16 protein-coding genes, 1 pseudogene and 1 riboswitch are annotated in these 16,771 nt (G+C 39.9%); all 17 genes and pseudogenes read right to left on the bottom strand.

The genetic code is table 11. The annotated features are described in order from the left end of the window. Nucleotides 1–11: 11 nt before the first annotated feature. Nucleotides 12–2,693, bottom strand: coding sequence for a hypothetical protein (locus tag P6709_RS08335; RefSeq protein ID WP_278240433.1), 2,682 nt, complete (start codon nt 2,691–2,693; stop codon nt 12–14). Further along, entirely contained in the window at nt 2,693–4,003 is a 1,311-nt protein-coding gene (locus tag P6709_RS08330; protein ID WP_278240432.1) for a hypothetical protein, read from the bottom strand. Before P6709_RS08330 ends, P6709_RS08335 begins: the two co-directional genes overlap by 1 nt. 217 nt (nt 4,004–4,220) lie before the next feature. Then, nucleotides 4,221–4,733, bottom strand: a pseudogene (locus P6709_RS08325) (DUF72 domain-containing protein); the annotation flags it as partial. A 195-nt stretch (nt 4,734–4,928) separates the two neighbouring features. Then, entirely contained in the window at nt 4,929–6,326 is a 1,398-nt protein-coding gene (gene sufB, locus P6709_RS08320; protein ID WP_278240431.1) for a Fe-S cluster assembly protein SufB, read from the bottom strand. Between the two features lie 83 nt (nt 6,327–6,409). After that, a complete protein-coding gene (gene sufU / locus P6709_RS08315) occupies nt 6,410–6,847 on the bottom strand; it encodes a Fe-S cluster assembly sulfur transfer protein SufU (protein ID WP_278240430.1) in 438 nt (145 codons plus the stop codon). Next, complete coding sequence (locus P6709_RS08310) at nt 6,837–8,066, bottom strand: cysteine desulfurase (RefSeq protein WP_278240429.1); 1,230 nt, start codon at nt 8,064–8,066, stop codon at nt 6,837–6,839. Before P6709_RS08310 ends, sufU begins: the two co-directional genes overlap by 11 nt. Continuing rightward, a complete protein-coding gene (sufD, locus tag P6709_RS08305; RefSeq protein ID WP_278240428.1) occupies nt 8,066–9,373 on the bottom strand; it encodes a Fe-S cluster assembly protein SufD in 1,308 nt (435 codons plus the stop codon). Before sufD ends, P6709_RS08310 begins: the two co-directional genes overlap by 1 nt. Nucleotides 9,374–9,390: 17 nt before the next feature. Beyond that, nucleotides 9,391–10,173, bottom strand: a complete 783-nt coding sequence (gene sufC / locus P6709_RS08300) for a Fe-S cluster assembly ATPase SufC (protein ID WP_278240427.1) — start codon at nt 10,171–10,173, stop codon at nt 9,391–9,393. Nucleotides 10,174–10,350: 177 nt separating this feature from the next. Continuing rightward, nucleotides 10,351–10,509, bottom strand: coding sequence for a hypothetical protein (locus P6709_RS08295; RefSeq protein ID WP_278240426.1), 159 nt, complete (start codon nt 10,507–10,509; stop codon nt 10,351–10,353). A 130-nt stretch (nt 10,510–10,639) separates the two neighbouring features. Beyond that, nucleotides 10,640–11,002, bottom strand: coding sequence for a carboxymuconolactone decarboxylase family protein (locus P6709_RS08290; protein WP_278240425.1), 363 nt, complete (start codon nt 11,000–11,002; stop codon nt 10,640–10,642). A 999-nt stretch (nt 11,003–12,001) separates the two neighbouring features. Further along, the gene (locus P6709_RS08285; protein WP_278240424.1) at nt 12,002–12,853 is read right to left on the bottom strand and encodes a MetQ/NlpA family ABC transporter substrate-binding protein; all 852 of its coding nucleotides are present in this window, start codon (nt 12,851–12,853) and stop codon (nt 12,002–12,004) included. A gap of 24 nt (nt 12,854–12,877) precedes the next feature. After that, nucleotides 12,878–13,546: a methionine ABC transporter permease gene (locus P6709_RS08280; protein ID WP_278240423.1), complete on the bottom strand. Its 669-nt coding sequence runs from the start codon at nt 13,544–13,546 to the stop codon at nt 12,878–12,880. Continuing rightward, the gene (locus P6709_RS08275; protein WP_278240422.1) at nt 13,539–14,564 is read right to left on the bottom strand and encodes a methionine ABC transporter ATP-binding protein; all 1,026 of its coding nucleotides are present in this window, start codon (nt 14,562–14,564) and stop codon (nt 13,539–13,541) included. The genes P6709_RS08280 and P6709_RS08275 overlap by 8 nt, the downstream gene beginning before the upstream one ends. Nucleotides 14,565–14,691: 127 nt before the next feature. Beyond that, nucleotides 14,692–14,799, bottom strand: a riboswitch (SAM riboswitch). A 188-nt stretch (nt 14,800–14,987) separates the two neighbouring features. Further along, nucleotides 14,988–15,299 (bottom strand): thioredoxin family protein, encoded by a 312-nt coding sequence (locus P6709_RS08270; protein WP_336618991.1) that lies wholly within the window; start codon nt 15,297–15,299, stop codon nt 14,988–14,990. Continuing rightward, nucleotides 15,300–15,662 (bottom strand): toprim domain-containing protein, encoded by a 363-nt coding sequence (locus P6709_RS08265; protein WP_278240421.1) that lies wholly within the window; start codon nt 15,660–15,662, stop codon nt 15,300–15,302. Nucleotides 15,663–15,926: 264 nt separating this feature from the next. After that, a complete protein-coding gene (gene gcvH / locus P6709_RS08260) occupies nt 15,927–16,310 on the bottom strand; it encodes a glycine cleavage system protein GcvH (RefSeq protein ID WP_278240420.1) in 384 nt (127 codons plus the stop codon). Between the two features lie 89 nt (nt 16,311–16,399). After that, on the bottom strand, nt 16,400–16,756 hold the full coding sequence (locus tag P6709_RS08255) for an arsenate reductase family protein (protein WP_278240419.1): 357 nt from the start codon (nt 16,754–16,756) through the stop codon (nt 16,400–16,402). Nucleotides 16,757–16,771: the final 15 nt, after the last annotated feature.

Below are 16,771 nucleotides of genomic sequence, written 5' to 3'. Positions count from 1 at the left end.
CCGCCTCCACCTTAATCTACGGGCTGTAAACCTTCTTCTTGTGGATCTGGAAGTTCTTCTAAATCGCCTATAAAGACGTTTAAATCATCGTCCAACAACATCTCGATAATTTCTGCCCCAAACATCTGTTTTGCTTCAATTATCTTAGAATAGTCCAATATCAATAGGTTGTATAATTTATTTTTTTCTCCTATTGGAGTCTGTGAGTTATACGCTATACTCTTATAAATCGTAAGTGTCCTTTTCAATCTTTTAGTAATAGTGCTTAGTGAATAGAAATGAGGAATAGAAAAAGGACACTTATTACAATCTGCTTTTGGGGCAATACACGTTGAAAAGAAACATTGATAAGTTTCCTCTCTGGCAGGAGATAACCCCAAGTTAATAAGATTTAATCTATTTTTTAATTCCTCTTTTGGTAATTCTTCTAAGAAAGTACCTACCGTTACGTCTCTATTTGATAGTGAGTTCAGATAAGATGCCATGTCTTCTAACTTCACAACATCACCAAGGAGCTTACGTAACTCAATAGACTTTTGTGTTTTTTCCAATCTATTTGTAAGGTTATCCCCAAGTAATAGGTTGTTTACTTTATGATATATGAACCCAAAATAACCAGTATCAAATAACTGTTCAGTAATGAAGTCTAAATGTTCTTGTGGCAACTTGATATAAATATTAGTCGTTTCAAGATTTGTGTGACCTCTTAAATGCTGTGCGATCAACATTGGATCGCCATTTAGCGTTGATTCAATGACTGAACTTGTAATACTTAGAACTGTTCTGTTCATTTTTCTTGATTCAAACTTAAATCCTTCTTTATATCCCCCAAAAAAAGAAGAATGGATAGGTTGAGTAACTTCATTTTTTCTGTTGAAAAAGTGAATAAGATGTGATTCTTCGTGAATATGAAAATGCCTACATCTAAACTCACATATTAAAATCGCATAAGCCATCGACAATTTCAGTTCACTTGAACAATAAAAAGTAGCCTTTTCTTTGTTCTTGTTATGCTCAAACCAACGAATTTGATAGAATCTTATCACCTGTTCAGCTTCTTCATTTGTTAAACTCAATTTCTCCAAATCCTCAAACGAGTTTAGATTGAATTTATCAAAAAGATGGGAAGGATACCTTGGGAACTCAACCACCGTTCCTTTTCTCCAACCATTATTTATATGCAATAAAACATATAGCCACATTGAGTCATATTTCTTATACTCTTTGATGTTTTTCAAGTCCTTCGTACTCTTTAAATATTTTATATTATCCAGAGCTAATTTCTTATGAAGTCTGTAATCCTTTACATAATTGTATAGAGAGATATACTCTTCAAGATCATATGTTTCTTCATCTTGATTACTTATTTTCTTTTTACTCTCACGTTTAAATTTCAAATTTGACAGGTTCATTATCCTTTTCCCTGTCTTTTGCTCTATATGATTAACAACTTCACACAAAAAAGAATATACGTGACCTTGATATTTCTTCGGAACATTGTTATTAAATATTCCTAAATTAATTTCATTTTCGGAAAATGAAAGCAACTCCCTTTCTCTTGTAAATTCACAAATCAGCTTTGTAGTGTACTTAAACGCAATAACTCTACCAATAGAAGTTTCCCTATTTCCAGACATATTCCGAAGTCTGTTCTTAGTATATTGGAACCATAGTCCCTTTGTTACTTGTGCATTTTCAGAAAACTGCACATCCTCAAATTCAAGAATTTCATTTAAGAGAATAGGATAATCAGTAATTGTATTACACAGTGCTGAAATAGTTCTTTCTGTTCTTAACCTTGCAATATAGTCATCAATACCCTTCTTGTCATATACAACTTTTTTATATTTATATTTTTCTGTTCTGACAAGAGGGGAAACTACACCTTTAATTTCATATCGTTTTAGTGCGTTATCATCTGCCTTTGAAGTTCCTATTGTATTGTGAAGCAACTCTACTTCTTCATACGTATATGTATTTTCATTTAACTCTTTAAGCGATTCTTCCTGCAAATTTTTAATAAAGTTGAAATCGCTTTTACCTAAATAAAGATCAGGCCCACTCACGAAAAAAGTTTCGATATTATACATTTTAAGAGTTGCACGAAAATTCTCTGGACTTATTGATAATTGTTCCACAGATTCTCTAACACTTATTACATCACGATATTTTTTATATACTTCTTCTTTTCGGACGAATTTGTATTCATATAAATTTTGAAGTGATACAATATCAATCCCTTGTTTTAATAGACTATCTCTGAATGACTTAATATCAACATCAATATTTAATTCTTTGTAAGCGTCGAATAGTGAGATGTAATCCTCCAAAAACTTATCGCAACTACTTTTCTTAATAAAAAATTTCTCATTCCTTGTTATGGGAATTTCAAGAATCAATGTTTCCATACCTACTTGCTCGATAAATCTATGAAGACCTTTAGAATCTGACCTAACGGATTTTCCTGTAATTCTTACAAACGCCTCTTCCAACACCATATATTCACTACGAATTCTGTCTACTTTCATAAGATATTTCTCGAATGATTGAACACTAATAAAAGTACGGTCTTTAATTTGTTTCACATTAATTTCACCAGATTCTATCAAACTATTTAATCTGGTTGAAGTCACACCATAATGTTTAACATCATATTTTTTTACCAATTCAGAATAAGGTGAGTATCCATCCATTATAGGTTCCTCAAATCTTCAATTTTTGTATATTTCTTGTCTGCGTGAGTAGTTGCCTTTGCTATTATTTCAACTGCTTCTTCGGTCTTTTTCTTAACATTATGTTCTTCTATATAGCTCTTTGAAGATTGAATATTACTGTCACCTCGTGCAATCATCACTTCGCTTGCAGACCACCCCAACAGAAATACAAGCATATTGGTGAAGATTCCTCTTCCAACGTGAGTAGACCAACTTTTTGATGTCAGTCTTTGATAAGCCTCTTCATCATTCACAAGAAGAATACTTAAAAATTTATTTTTAACCTTTGTAAAACGTTCCCAATAAGAAATACCTGAAATCGGCTGTCCAGTATGTATTGAACAGAATAGAGCCTGCTCATTTTTTATTAAACCTTTCTTTTCTAATCTCGAAAGTAAATTCTTATGTTTACCATACATCTCTAAGACAATAGGGGCTTTGAAAACTGCTTGTATCCTCGTTTTCTTAACCTGTTCTGCTACTGTAAGTTTCTTATGAGAGAATAGGACATCCCAATTATCTTTGATATTTAAAGTAAACTCACCTGAACCGTTTCTGTACGGCTCTTTTACACTACTACGCAAAAGGTTCACTACTTCGCCTTTTCTCAAACCTCCATAACATTGTAAAGCAATACCCAATGCTATATCGGGAGCTTCCAATTCAGCAATTCTAATAAATAAATTTACAAGGTCTAATCTACCATTTCCGAAGTCGTGGAGATTATCTGATCCTCTTCCCATATCCCTCATATTTGGGTACTCTGTTCCTAATTCAAAATTATCAAAAGGGCTAAGTATAATAACTGTTTTCTTGCCCTTAATGCTCCTAATATCTTCTCTATATTGAATGTTTTCTGTTATTAAACCCTGCTCACTTAACCAAAAATAAAATTTTGTAAGCATTCGGTCAGCATCTCTTACTTGCTGTGCAATGATTTCATTTGCCCGTACTCTTTGCGTTAAGGAGGTAATATAACTTGAACCATGTTTCAATTTCAAACCACTAATACCATTACTTCTCAATTCCAAAAACATTTCTTCTTCATCGGATATACAGTCTAAGATATAATTCAGGAACTTTTTTATTTCCTCTGCATAGTTCTTCTGTGTTTTTAATGCTAATGATTTCCTATCAAATGTACTCTTTATGAAATTTGATAACGGGTGAGGTAAAACTATCCCTGTTTCTTTATCCTCTATACAAAGAAATATCTTATCCTCTTCAACTAAATCACCTTGCCTAATTTCCTTTATTTTCATTTGTTTTACTACAAATTCATAGCTCACTATAATCCTCCTTCCGCTACCCGCTACGGGACTACATCCCCCTACATTGAATAGAACATACATTCTATATATAAATAATAACTTAATTATAAAAATATTTCCACACAAAAAAAACGACTATTGTGTAAAATAGTACGTCTCATAATGTTTGATATATCAATGTTTATTTTATATTATTCAAGTTATCCTATTTATAAACCCAAACATACTAATCCATATCACAAATACTGTGGATCCAATTCTCTTCCTTTAAAAAGGATAAGGTTCTGTCTGTATATTCAGGCTGATACCAGGTCTGGTTGCGAAATTCAATCGCCAGAGGAAGGTCAGCAAGCTGTGCTTTACAATAGCGGATGTAGTCAACATTCTCCTTGCGGCAGTCAAACCAGGGTGGATATTGCAGGAGCACCATAGCAAGCTTATTAGATTGTTGAAAAGGGCGTACAGATTGCCTGAATGCCTCAAACATTGTTTTTTTTGTCTCAAAGGGAATGTCACCCCGTTGATGACCAGTCATTCCCTGATAAGCCTTCACCACAAATTGAAAATCATCCGGAGTCTCTCTGATCCATTTTTCCACATTTCGTTCCGGCTGAATGGCGTAAAAAGAAGCGTCCAGCTCTACAATCGGAAAATGTCCCGAATAATCCTTCAATTTATCTTTAGCAGCGGAGCTTGTCTGATACAGATCAGGGTGATCTCCCCACCCCGTTAATCCAATGTAAATCATCTCATCACCTACTAGTATGTATGCTTACATTCATTGTACCATAACAAAAAACGGAATCCTTTATCGTCCATTCCTTGAGAATATTCTACTCAATAAGGCTTCTTTCGTATAGACCTAAAAAAGCAATTGAGTTTCAATCAAATCATAAACATAAAAACACACATCCTGTAAAAGGATGTGTGCGATTTCAATGATTTATCCAATTGAACCTTCCATCTCGAACTTGATCAGACGGTTCATTTCTACTGCATATTCCATCGGAAGTTCTTTTGTAAATGGCTCGATGAAGCCCATTACGATCATTTCCGTTGCTTCTTCTTCAGAGATTCCGCGGCTCATAAGATAGAACAGCTGCTCTTCAGATACTTTCGATACTTTTGCTTCATGCTCCAATGAAATATTATCGTTTAAGATTTCATTGTAAGGAATCGTATCGGAAGTGGACTGATTATCCATGATCAGTGTATCGCACTCGATATTTGAACGTGCTCCGTGAGCTTTGCGTCCAAAATGAACAATTCCGCGATACGTTACTTTACCGCCTTGTTTTGAAATGGATTTCGAAACAATCGTAGAAGACGTATTAGGTGCCAGGTGATGCATTTTTGCTCCTGCATCCTGATGCTGCCCTTTACCTGCCAATGCGATTGACAGGGTCATGCCGCGTGCGCCTTCACCGCGAAGGATAACTGCCGGATATTTCATTGTCAGCTTCGAGCCGATGTTGCCATCCACCCATTCCATTGTTGCATTTGCATCACATACCGCACGCTTCGTTACCAGGTTGAACACATTGTTCGCCCAGTTTTGAATCGTTGTATAGCGGCAGTAAGCATCTTTTTTGATAATGATTTCCACGACTGCACTGTGAAGTGAGTTTGTGGTATAAACAGGAGCGGTACAGCCTTCTACGTAATGAACGCTTGAGCCTTCATCCGCTATAATCAGTGTACGCTCAAACTGCCCCATGTTTTCAGAATTAATTCGGAAATAAGCCTGAAGCGGAGTATCTACTTTTACGCCCTTTGGCACATAGATGAAAGATCCGCCGGACCATACGGCCGAGTTAAGAGCAGAGAACTTGTTGTCACGAGATGGGATAACAGTGCCCCAATGCTCTTTAAACAGTTCTTCATTTTCACGAAGAGCAGAATCTGTATCTTTAAAGACGATTCCCATGTCTTCAAGCTCTTCTTTCATGTTGTGGTATACAACTTCAGATTCATACTGTGCAGATACACCTGCAAGGTATTTTTGCTCTGCTTCAGGAATACCTAATTTGTCAAACGTACGCTTGATCTCTTCAGGAACCTCGTCCCAGCTTCGCTCACTTTTCTCAGAAGGCTTAACATAGTAGGTGATTTCATCGAAATTCAACCCGCTCATGTCGCCTCCCCATTGAGGCATTGGCATGCTGTAAAACTGTTCAAGTGCTTTTAGACGGTAGTCAAGCATCCATTGAGGCTCGCTTTTCATGCGTGAAATCTCTTCAACAATTTCTTTTGTCAATCCACGCTTGGAGCGAAAAATGGAAACATCTTCGTCATGAAAGCCATATTTATAATCGCCCACATCCGGCATTTTCTTAGCCATGGTGATTCCTCCTTTTTTACTTATCTGCTTAAAGATGAGCTGCTTTCAGCTCACTTTTGACGCTTTAATGCGCAAAGCAGATATTATGAATCGTTTTGGTCAATCCCTTTTTCCATCGCTTTCCAGGCAAGTGTGGCACATTTGATTCGTGCCGGAAACTTTGCCACTCCCTGTAAAGCTTCGATGTCGCCAAGATCGATTGAATCATCGTACTCTTTGCCGAGCATCATATCGGAAAAAATCCCTGACATTTTCAGTGCTGTATCAACTTCCTGACCTTTGACTGCCTGCGTCATCATAGAAGCGGATGCCATTGAAATCGAGCATCCTTCACCATCGAATTTCGCCTGCTTTACGATCCCGTTTTCAACGTCAAGCGACAGATGAATACGGTCTCCGCAAGTAGGATTGTTCATATCTATTGTAACACTTCCATCTTCAATTGCACCCTTGTTGCGCGGGTTTTTATAATGGTCCATAATCACTTGCCGATAAAGTGTATCCAAGTTATTAAAAGACATCGCTAAAATACTCCTTTGTTTTCACAAGTCCGGCGACAAGCTTATCAATGTCCTCTTCTGTATTATACAAATAAAAGCTTGCACGCGCCGTTGATGAAACATTCAGCCACTTCATCAGCGGCTGGGCGCAGTGATGGCCTGCCCGAATGGCGATTCCCTCTGCATCCAGCACTGTTGCCAGATCATGAGGATGTACATCCGCCAAATTAAAGGTAACAAGACCTGCCCGTTCCTGAGGATCTGCCGGTCCGTAAATAGTCATATCTTCAATTTGTGACATCTTATCCATCGCATAAGCAGCTAAATGGTGTTCATGCTTTTCAATTTCTTCAAGTCCTACTTCTTCAAGAAAGTCAATGGCAGCGCCTAATCCGATTGCCCCTGCAATAATGGGAGTACCGCCTTCAAACTTCCAAGGAAGCTCCTTCCAAGTTGACTCCTGCAAGCCGACAAAGTCGATCATTTCACCGCCGAATTCAATCGGCTCCATTTTATTCAGGATATCTTTTTTGCCGTAAAGAACACCAATGCCGGTTGGTCCGCCCATTTTATGTCCGGAAAATGCAAAGAAATCGCAATTTAAATCCTGAACATCGACCTTCATATGAGGTGCAGCCTGGGCGCCGTCCACTACCATAATCGCCCCGTTTTCATGAGCGATCTGGGTGATCTCTTTAATCGGATTCATCGTGCCAAGTACGTTTGATACCATCATAATGGAAACAATTTTCGTGTTCTTTGTCACGGTTTCACGTACATCTTCAAGAGATAATGTTCCATCTTCCTGAAGCGGCACATATTTAAGAGTAGCGCCTGTTGCTTTAGCCAGCTGCTGCCAAGGTATAATATTACTGTGGTGTTCCATATGAGTGATGACGATCTCATCGCCCTTACTCACTTTTTCGCGGCCGTATCCTTGAGCGACTGTATTAATAGCAGTAGTGGTACCACGCATAAAAATAACTTCCTGCGTTGAAGGGGCATTGATGAAGTTCTTTACCTTTTCACGTGCTCCTTCGTAGCGGTCAGTTGCTCTTGTTCCTAATGTATGAACACCACGGTGCACATTTGAATTGTACCCTCTGTAGTATTCATCTAATGTTTGGATCACAGACAGCGGCTTTTGAGAAGTCGCTGCGCTATCCAAATAAACAAGTGGATGACCATTAACTTCCTGATCAAGTATAGGGAACTGTCTGCGGATCTCATTTACATTCATTATTGAACTTTCCTTTCGATAACCTCGCTCAGCTGCCGTTTAACTCCCTCAATTGGAAGCTTGGTTACAACCGGTGCAAGGAAGCCATGTATTACCAGACGCTCTGCTTCATGCTTGGAAATACCGCGGCTCATCAAATAAAAGAGCTGCATTGGGTCTACCCGGCCAACAGAAGCTGCGTGTCCGGCTGTAACATCATCTTCATCGATCAAAAGAATCGGATTGGCATCTCCGCGCGCTTTCTCACTCAGCATCAGCACACGTGACTCCTGCTCAGCATTGGCTTTTGTCGCACCATGCTCGATTTTTCCGATGCCATTGAAGATGGAAGATGCTGCATCTTTCATTACACCATGTTTCAAGATATAACCTTCTGAGTTTTTGCCCCAGTGCGTTATATTCGTTGTGAAATTCTGCTTTTGATTCCCACGGCCGACAACCACCATTTTTGTATCGCCGAATGAATTGTCGCCAATTAGCTTGGTAATATTTTCAGAGACCGTATCGCCATCATTCATCATGCCTAGCGCCCACTCAATACGGGAATCACGGCCTGCAATGCCTCTGCGGTTTACATACGTTGTGGTGCCTGCTGATAAATTATCAACTGCTCCATAGACAACGCGTGCATTTTGCTTGGCAATAACTTCAGAAACGATATTCACAACCGATTCTTTTACATCATCAGTAGCAAGATAAGATTCTACATACGTAACAGAACTATTGTCGTCTGCTACAACGAGCACGTGGTTAAATAATGCAGCGCCAGGGTGGTCATGAACATAAACAGCCTGGATCGGCTCAGCAATTTCTACATTTTTAGGTACATATAAAAATGCCCCCCCGTTTACTAATGCTGCATGCAGTGCTGTAAGCTTGTGTTCGTCAACTTTTACAGCATCTGTCATAAAGTACTTTTCAACCAGCTCAGGATGTTCTTTTGCTGCTGTTAAAATATCAGTAAAAATAACTCCCTTTGCTTTCAGCTCTTCAGAAAGAGTCAAAAGCGCAGGTGTATTATTGCGCTGTATATATAAATTTCCCTGTTTTTCAACATCAATTAGTGTCTTAATGCTTTCCGGCAGCTCTTCTACTGAGCCATATACTTCACTGTCGATTGTATGATTTGCAAACTGGGTAAAGTTCCATTTTGCAATTTTCGTTTTGTCCGGCTTCGGTAATGGAAGATCATCTGCTTTCGCAAGTGCGTCCAATCGAAGGGACGACAGCCAGTTTGGCTCACCGTTGCGCTGTGAAAAAGCCTCTACCGTTTGCTGATCAACCGGTAAGTTTGTTTGTGTCGTCATCTTTATCCTCCTAACGATTACGCTTCTTGACCTACAGTTTCGTCTTCAATTCCAAGTTCCTGCTTAATCCAGTCATAGCCTTCTGATTCCAGACGGTGTGCAAGCTCAGGACCGCCGGATTTTACTACACGTCCCTGCATCATCACATGAACATGATCCGGTGTAATGTAATTTAGCAGACGCTGATAATGCGTGATAATCAGGCAGCCGAAATCTTCTCCGCGCATTTGATTGATTCCTTTGGAAACCACTTTAAGCGCATCGATATCAAGCCCTGAATCAATTTCATCAAGAATACCGAATTCCGGTTTGATCATCATTAACTGAAGAATTTCGTTGCGTTTCTTTTCCCCGCCTGAGAAGCCTTCATTTAAATAACGCTGAGCCATGTTCTGGTCCATTTCAAGGAAGTCCATGTTTTTATCAAGTTCTTTAATGAATTTCATCAGCGAAATTTCCTGTCCTTCTTCACGTCTTGAATTGATTGCTGAACGAAGAAAGTCTGCGTTTGTAACGCCGGTGATTTCACTTGGGTACTGCATAGCAAGGAAGAGGCCTGCCTGTGCACGCTCATCCACTTCCATTTCAAGGACATTTTCTCCATTAAGAAGAACTTCACCTTTAGTTATATCAAATTTAGGGTGTCCCATAATAGCAGATGCAAGAGTTGACTTGCCTGTACCATTTGGTCCCATGATAACGTGTATTTTACCGCTGTCGAGTTCAAGGTTTACACCTTTTAGTATCTCCTTGCCTTCAATTTCAACATGAAGATCTTTAATAATTAATGTTGAAGCCATAGCTGTATTACCTCCGTTTGAGCAATTTTATGGACAATCCATTCTCACTTTATTCTCATTCTAATCTTATAACAAATTAAAATAAGAATCAAATCCTACAGATTATGGAGGAAAATGAAAGTTCCTTAACCAGAAAAAAGCCAGTGTAGTAAACACTGACTCTTTTCTCATTACTTATTATAGATGATTGTGAAGTTTACTATCAAGGTCTGCAATCAATTGCTGCTCTTTTTTGTAATCTTCTTCTCTTTTCATTTCAACTTCCATGCGAACATCATGCTGTCTCATGTATGTTTCATAACCTACTCCATGAGAACTTTGCATCGCTTTTTCCATTTCACCTGTGTACTCCATATTAATCTTATGGATAATGAATCATTCCTTTTCGGTTTTTTCCGTGGCTTATGTTCATGTACACAGGTTATATACCCAGCAAAAAAATGGATAAACCATTTTTCTGGATTTTTTATTGCTTAATTTGTCCTTCTTCATACAAATTCAATGTCCATTCCACTTCTGTAGCTCCCTGCGCCATGACAGCACCTGCCTGAACCGCTGCACTAACAGCTGAAACTTCCCGGATTTGAGAAGGTGAAATTCCATGATCAATACAGCCGGTGACATGATAATGAACACAGTATTCATCCTGGGTTGCAAGGCTTACTCCAAGCGCAATCAATTGTTTTTCCTTTTGAGTAAGCTCACCTTCTTTAAAGCATTCCTCCGTAAAGGAGTGATAGGTTTTCATTATTGCAGGCATTTTACTGCTTAATTCGCCTATTGCTTCTTTAAGTGTAAACACATCTTCATCCTGGATATGATGATCCATATTGCCACCTCTTTTAATTAGAATAGACTTAATATGTGCAGGATTGGATTGATCATTCGTTCTTTTAAGAAATGCTTCATTCGAGTTCATTGAGCAATAGAGACAGGGGCATTTTCCGTTTCAGGCGTACGCTTTTCGCGGGGCGGGAGGCGAGCCTCTTTAATGCTGCCGCATTTTCACGGTCTCACCCTTCCCGCTTCGTCCTGCTGGAGTCGACGTCTTCCACTGCAATGCCCCTATTCTTTTTGACTGTGTCATCCCAAAACAGGATATGAATTTACGCATACAGGAAGTAATAATCCTTTACTTCTATGATTCACATGTAAATTGAAAAGCAGGTGGGTTCCTATTTTTAAAAGGAAACCGGGGCATTTCCGTTTCAGGCGTACGCTTTCCGCGGGGCGAGAGGTGAGCCCCTTTAATGCTGCCGCATTTTCATGGTCTCACCCTTCCCGCTTCATCCCGCTGGAGTCGACGCCTTCCACTGCAATGCCCCTATTCTTTTTAACTGTGTCATCTCAAAACAGGATATGAATTTACGCATAGAGGAAGTCATAACCCTTTACTTCTATGATTCAAATGTAAATTGAAAAGCAGGTGGATTCTTTTTTTATAAGGGGACCGGCGCATTTCCGTTTCAGGCGTACGCTTCCCGCTTCATCCCGCTGGAATCGACGCCTTCCACTGCAATGACCCTATTCTTTTTGACTGTGTCAGCAAAAAATGAATATGAGTTTTTAGGTATATAGGTCTTCACATTAATTTTACTTTTGGTGGGGCGGTTCTAAGGGAATCAATTTTATACTGCAAGTGGCGTTAGTAATTAGAAAGAGTAATTAAAATCAGAGTGCTCTGTGATGTCATCGCTTTCTATCGCAAAGGACTTATTTGGCAAGCTTAAAGCGCTGTGAATTGTAAAAGAGCAGCCTGAGACGTATTTGTCCCAGGCTGCTCTTTTCATTTGATTTAAGCTATTAAGTTCAAGTCTATTTATGTTTCTTATTCCCCGCTTACAGGGACAACAGAACCTTCCCATTCTTCAAGAATAAAGTCCTGGATTTCTTCAGAAGTTAAAACTTCCACTAGCTTTTGAACCGCTTCATTATCTTCATCGCCGCTGTTTACTGCGATTACATTTACATATGGAGAATCTTCATCTTCACGTGCGATGGAATCTTCAATTGGGTTAAGACCTGCATCAATTGCATAATTTGAGTTAATAAGAACAGCGTCGCCTTCTTCATTTTCATAAAGCTGAACAAGAAGAGATGCTTCTACATCTGCTACAAACTCAAGGTTTTTTGGATTTTCCTGTACATCTGAAATTTCAGCAACTGTTTTATCTACTTCCGGATCCAGTTTAATCAGACCTTCCGCTTCAAGCATCGTTAAAATACGGCCATGGTCTGCCACTGAGTTGCTCATAATAATTTCCGCGCCATCCGGTAATTCATCAAGTGAGTCGTATTTTTGAGAGTAAACTCCAATTGGTTCAATGTGGATGCCGCCTGCGTTCGCTAGATCATAGCCAAGCTCTTCGTCTGCATTTTGCGATTCAAGATATGGTACATGCTGAAAATAGTTCGCATGAATTTCACCAGCATCTAAATCCTGATTCGGAAGAACATAGTCCTGGTAAGTCTCAATCACCAGGTCCACTCCTTCTTCTTCAAGTAGTGGCTGCGCTTGCTCTAAAATTTCAGCGTGAGGTACATTGGATGCTCCGACAATCAGCTCAACCGGCTCACCGTCTTCACTTTCTTCTATCTCACCTGCTGAATTGTCTGATCCACATGCTGTTAAAGCAAAAATACTCGCTGCTGCAAAAGTTCCTGTTACCCATTTTTTCATTTAAACTCTCTCCCTTTTTTAAAGTTATCTTTTATCCAGTTTCCGTGTGAAGAAATCACCAAGAAATTGAATGATAAATACAATGATCAAAATAATAATAGTGGCTGCAAGTGTCACGTCGTCCCTGCTCCGCTGAAAACCTTCTAAGAAAGCAAGATTCCCAAGGCCGCCAGCTCCAATAACGCCTGCCATTGCGGTATAGCCAACAAGCGCAATCGCTGTTACTGTGATGCCGGAAACAAGAGCCGGAAGCGATTCTCTGATAAGAACTTTACTAATAATAGTAGAAACCTTCGCGCCCATTGACCTTGCTGCTTCAATCACCCCTTTATCAATTTCACGAAGCGCAATTTCAACCATTCTTGCGTAGAATGGAGCAGCTCCAATAATTAAGGCTGGCAATGCTGCATTCGCTCCCCTGATTGTATCAAGCAATGCACGGGTGAACGGAATAAGCAGGACGATTAAAATAATGAATGGTATGGACCTGAATACATTAACGATGATGCTGGTGACCGTATAGACTGCCCGATTTTCCCAAATATTATTCTTAGATGTCAGAAAAAGCAGCAAGCCGAGAAGAAGTCCGATAATAAATGTAAAAGCAACTGATATCACGGTCATATAAATGGTTTCGTAGGTAGCCTCCCACATCGTCGGCCATTCTACATTTGGAAACAGCTGTTCAATCATATGAGATCACCTCCACTCCCACTTTTGCGGAATGCAGAAAATCTACCGCTTTCCTAACTTCATTGACCGGACCATTTACGTGGATAAACAACGACCCGTAAGCTCCGTTTTGTGTCTGGGATATTTTCCCCTGCAGAATATTAACCTGCAGATCAAATGAGCGAATAAGATTAGTGATCACAGGCTGCTCTGCCGATTCACCGACAAACGTCAGTTTAATCACCTTGCCATCCTTAACCTCTCTTACCAGCTGCTCGATGGTTTCCTTCGTTTCTTCAGGCTCTGTCACCTGCTGCACGAATCGCTTCGTAATGGCCTCTTTTGGCTGCTTGAACACCTCAAGAACATCACCTAATTCAACCACACGGCCATCTTCCATCACGGCTACCCGATGACAGATTTTTCGTATAACGTGCATTTCATGTGTTATCAGTACAATTGTTAATCCCATCCGTTTATTGATATCCACAAGTAATTCCAATATGGCATCGGTGGTTTGGGGATCTAATGCGGAGGTTGCCTCATCGCATAAAAGAACTTCCGGTTCGTTGGCCAGTGCGCGGGCAATTCCCACTCTCTGTTTTTGACCGCCGCTTAGCTGTGAGGGATAGGCGTCGCCCCGTCCACTGAGCCCGACCAGCTCGATTAATTCATCTACCCGCTGATCCCGGTCTTTTTTTCCTACACCCGCAATTTCAAGGGGGAACGAAATATTTTCCCGGACGGTACGGGACCATAATAAATTAAAGTGTTGAAAGATCATGCTGATTTTCTGGCGCGCCTTTCGCAGCTCACCTCCCTTGATATTGGAAACCAGTTTGCCGTTCACATCCACTGTTCCTGAGGTTGGCGATTCAAGACCGTTCAGCATGCGGATTAAGGTGCTTTTCCCCGCGCCGCTGTAACCGATCACACCGAAGATCTCTCCCTCTTTAATGTTAAGATTTACATCATTCACAGCTGTTAATGATCCGCTTTTTGTTTTAAACAGCTTCTTTACGTTAGAGATGGTAATCACGCCATCACCTTCTTTCTTTTCTATAATTATTTTCTTCTAGCAGTATGCCCATTAAAAAGGGCCAGGATAAAACAAAAGCGCCCTTCTGCAAATAGGAGCAGAAAGGCGCAAAAATAGAATGTCCCTTCTCTCATATCCCAGGTTTAACCTGTGTGAATTGGCACCTTTCCAGTCAATAATGACTGCTGGTTGCCGGGTTTCATCGGGCACATCCCTCCACCGCTCTATATAAGAGTATTCGTGTTATTCAGTTCGCTGCACCTGATGTCGAATCATGGCGCTTTCAGTACGAGAATCATATTATCACGATTTCAAAATAAGTGTCAACAAAAAGATTTCTCTAACAGCACACTCTTTTTCTGGCAGTCGATGAGGAGTGAAAATAGTTTAGAGCCCAATACCAAAATAAAAAAGCCACCCGGCTTACAGATGGCTTTGCAAACGCTCAAATATATTTGGCACCGATTCAAATTTATAAAGCTTCTCTTCAAACTCACCGTTTTTCCAAATAAGCAGGCACGGGACACTTTCAATTTGATACGTTTCAGCAAGTGATTCCACATAGTTTAAATCCGCTTTTCCAAAGCTGTAGCCCGGAAGCGTTGAAGCGGTAATTTCAAGCATGCGCCCTGCAAGCTTGCAGGTTCCGCACATGGGGGTATAAAGATAAAGAGCAGTGTGGGCAGTGCGCTTAAGCTCGGCCTGCAGCTGCTCTATTTTCCATTCCTGTATCATTTATATATTCATCCTTTTTTCCAAATACTCAGTATTAATATCAATATTTGCACTCAGCAGCAGAGAAGCTAAAAAATTGGATGGCGTAGTAGCCACTTCTCTGTAAGCACGGTCAATATAAAGATGCTCCGCATCAGGGAATTCACGTTTAAATTGTTTTCGGAGCTTTTCACCCGCTTCATCTGCGTCCACTAAAATATACACATCCCGATTCGTAAGCTGATCAATTAATTCATCCATTCTTGAAAAACTGATCGTGCCATTCGTGCAGATAATGTCTACCGGTTCTCGAATAATCGGCAACACCTTTCTTTTATCAGACGTACCTTCGACAATGATGACCTTCTCATACCCATCATCCATCCTGCCTCACACCCTATCATCCATAATGGCCAGTTCACAACACAATGAATTGATTAAAGTAGTATATGATGCTTCTTTTATTTTCGCTTGTTTCTTTGTGAAATGCAAACACCAGCAATTGAAAAAAGGCGTCTGACCATACGCTTTTCATTCCTGATCAAGCCAAATTTGACGGTTTAAAGGTAAAGCAGTTTAAAGGTGAAAAAATATAAATAAAGCCGCTGTCCGTTAACGTGCACGTCCAGCGGCCTGACTATGTATTGCTTAGTCTTCATTCGTCATTTCATCGTATTTTTCAGCAGTCATCAGCTCATCTACTTCACTTGGGTTGTCCAATTCCACAACCACCATCCAGGCTTTTTCAAATGGAGATTCATTGACAAATTCAGGGCTGTCGCTCAGTTCTTCGTTAACTTCTATAACCTTGCCGCTGACCGGTGCATAAAGCTCGGAAACGGTTTTGACCGATTCAACACTGCCAAAAGGCTCGTCAGACTTCAGCACATCTCCTACTTCAGGAAGCTCAACAAATACAATATCGCCAAGTTCAGACTGTGCAAAAGAAGTGATGCCGATGCGTGCTTTGTTGTCCTCTACTTTTACCCACTCATGTTCTTCTGAATAACGTAATTCTTTTGGTGAACTCATATTATTCCCTCCACTTTCAATCTGCGTTCTTTACCCTTTAATTTTTGCATATTCAACGCCTTAACACAAGAAATGTTTATCCCGGATTGTTACTTCCAGTATTGCTCAAATTCAGCTTCTTTGAAGCCAACCGTCACATGCTGGCCATCTGTTGTAAGCGGACGTTTAATCAGCATGCCGTCTGAGGCGAGAAGCTCCAGTTTTTCATCATCGCTCATGTCGCCAAGACGATCTTTAAGTCCCAGTTCTCTATACTTCATGCCGCTTGTATTAAAAAACTTTTTAAGATCCAATCCGCTTTTTTTGTAAAGCTCATTCAGTTCTTCTTTGGATGGAGGGGCCTCAATTAAATGAACTTCCTCAAATGAAGTTCCCGCTTCTTCAAGCCATTTTTTTGCTTTTCTGCATGTTCCGCATTTTGGATATGAATAAAAAGTAATGGACAACTCATTCACCTCATT

Source organism: Jeotgalibacillus sp. ET6 (assembly GCF_029667115.1).
Classification (GTDB): Bacteria; Bacillota; Bacilli; order Bacillales; family Jeotgalibacillaceae; genus Jeotgalibacillus.
Note: the sequence above shows the minus strand (reverse complement) of the source record. Positions and strands in the feature narration are given on the sequence as shown.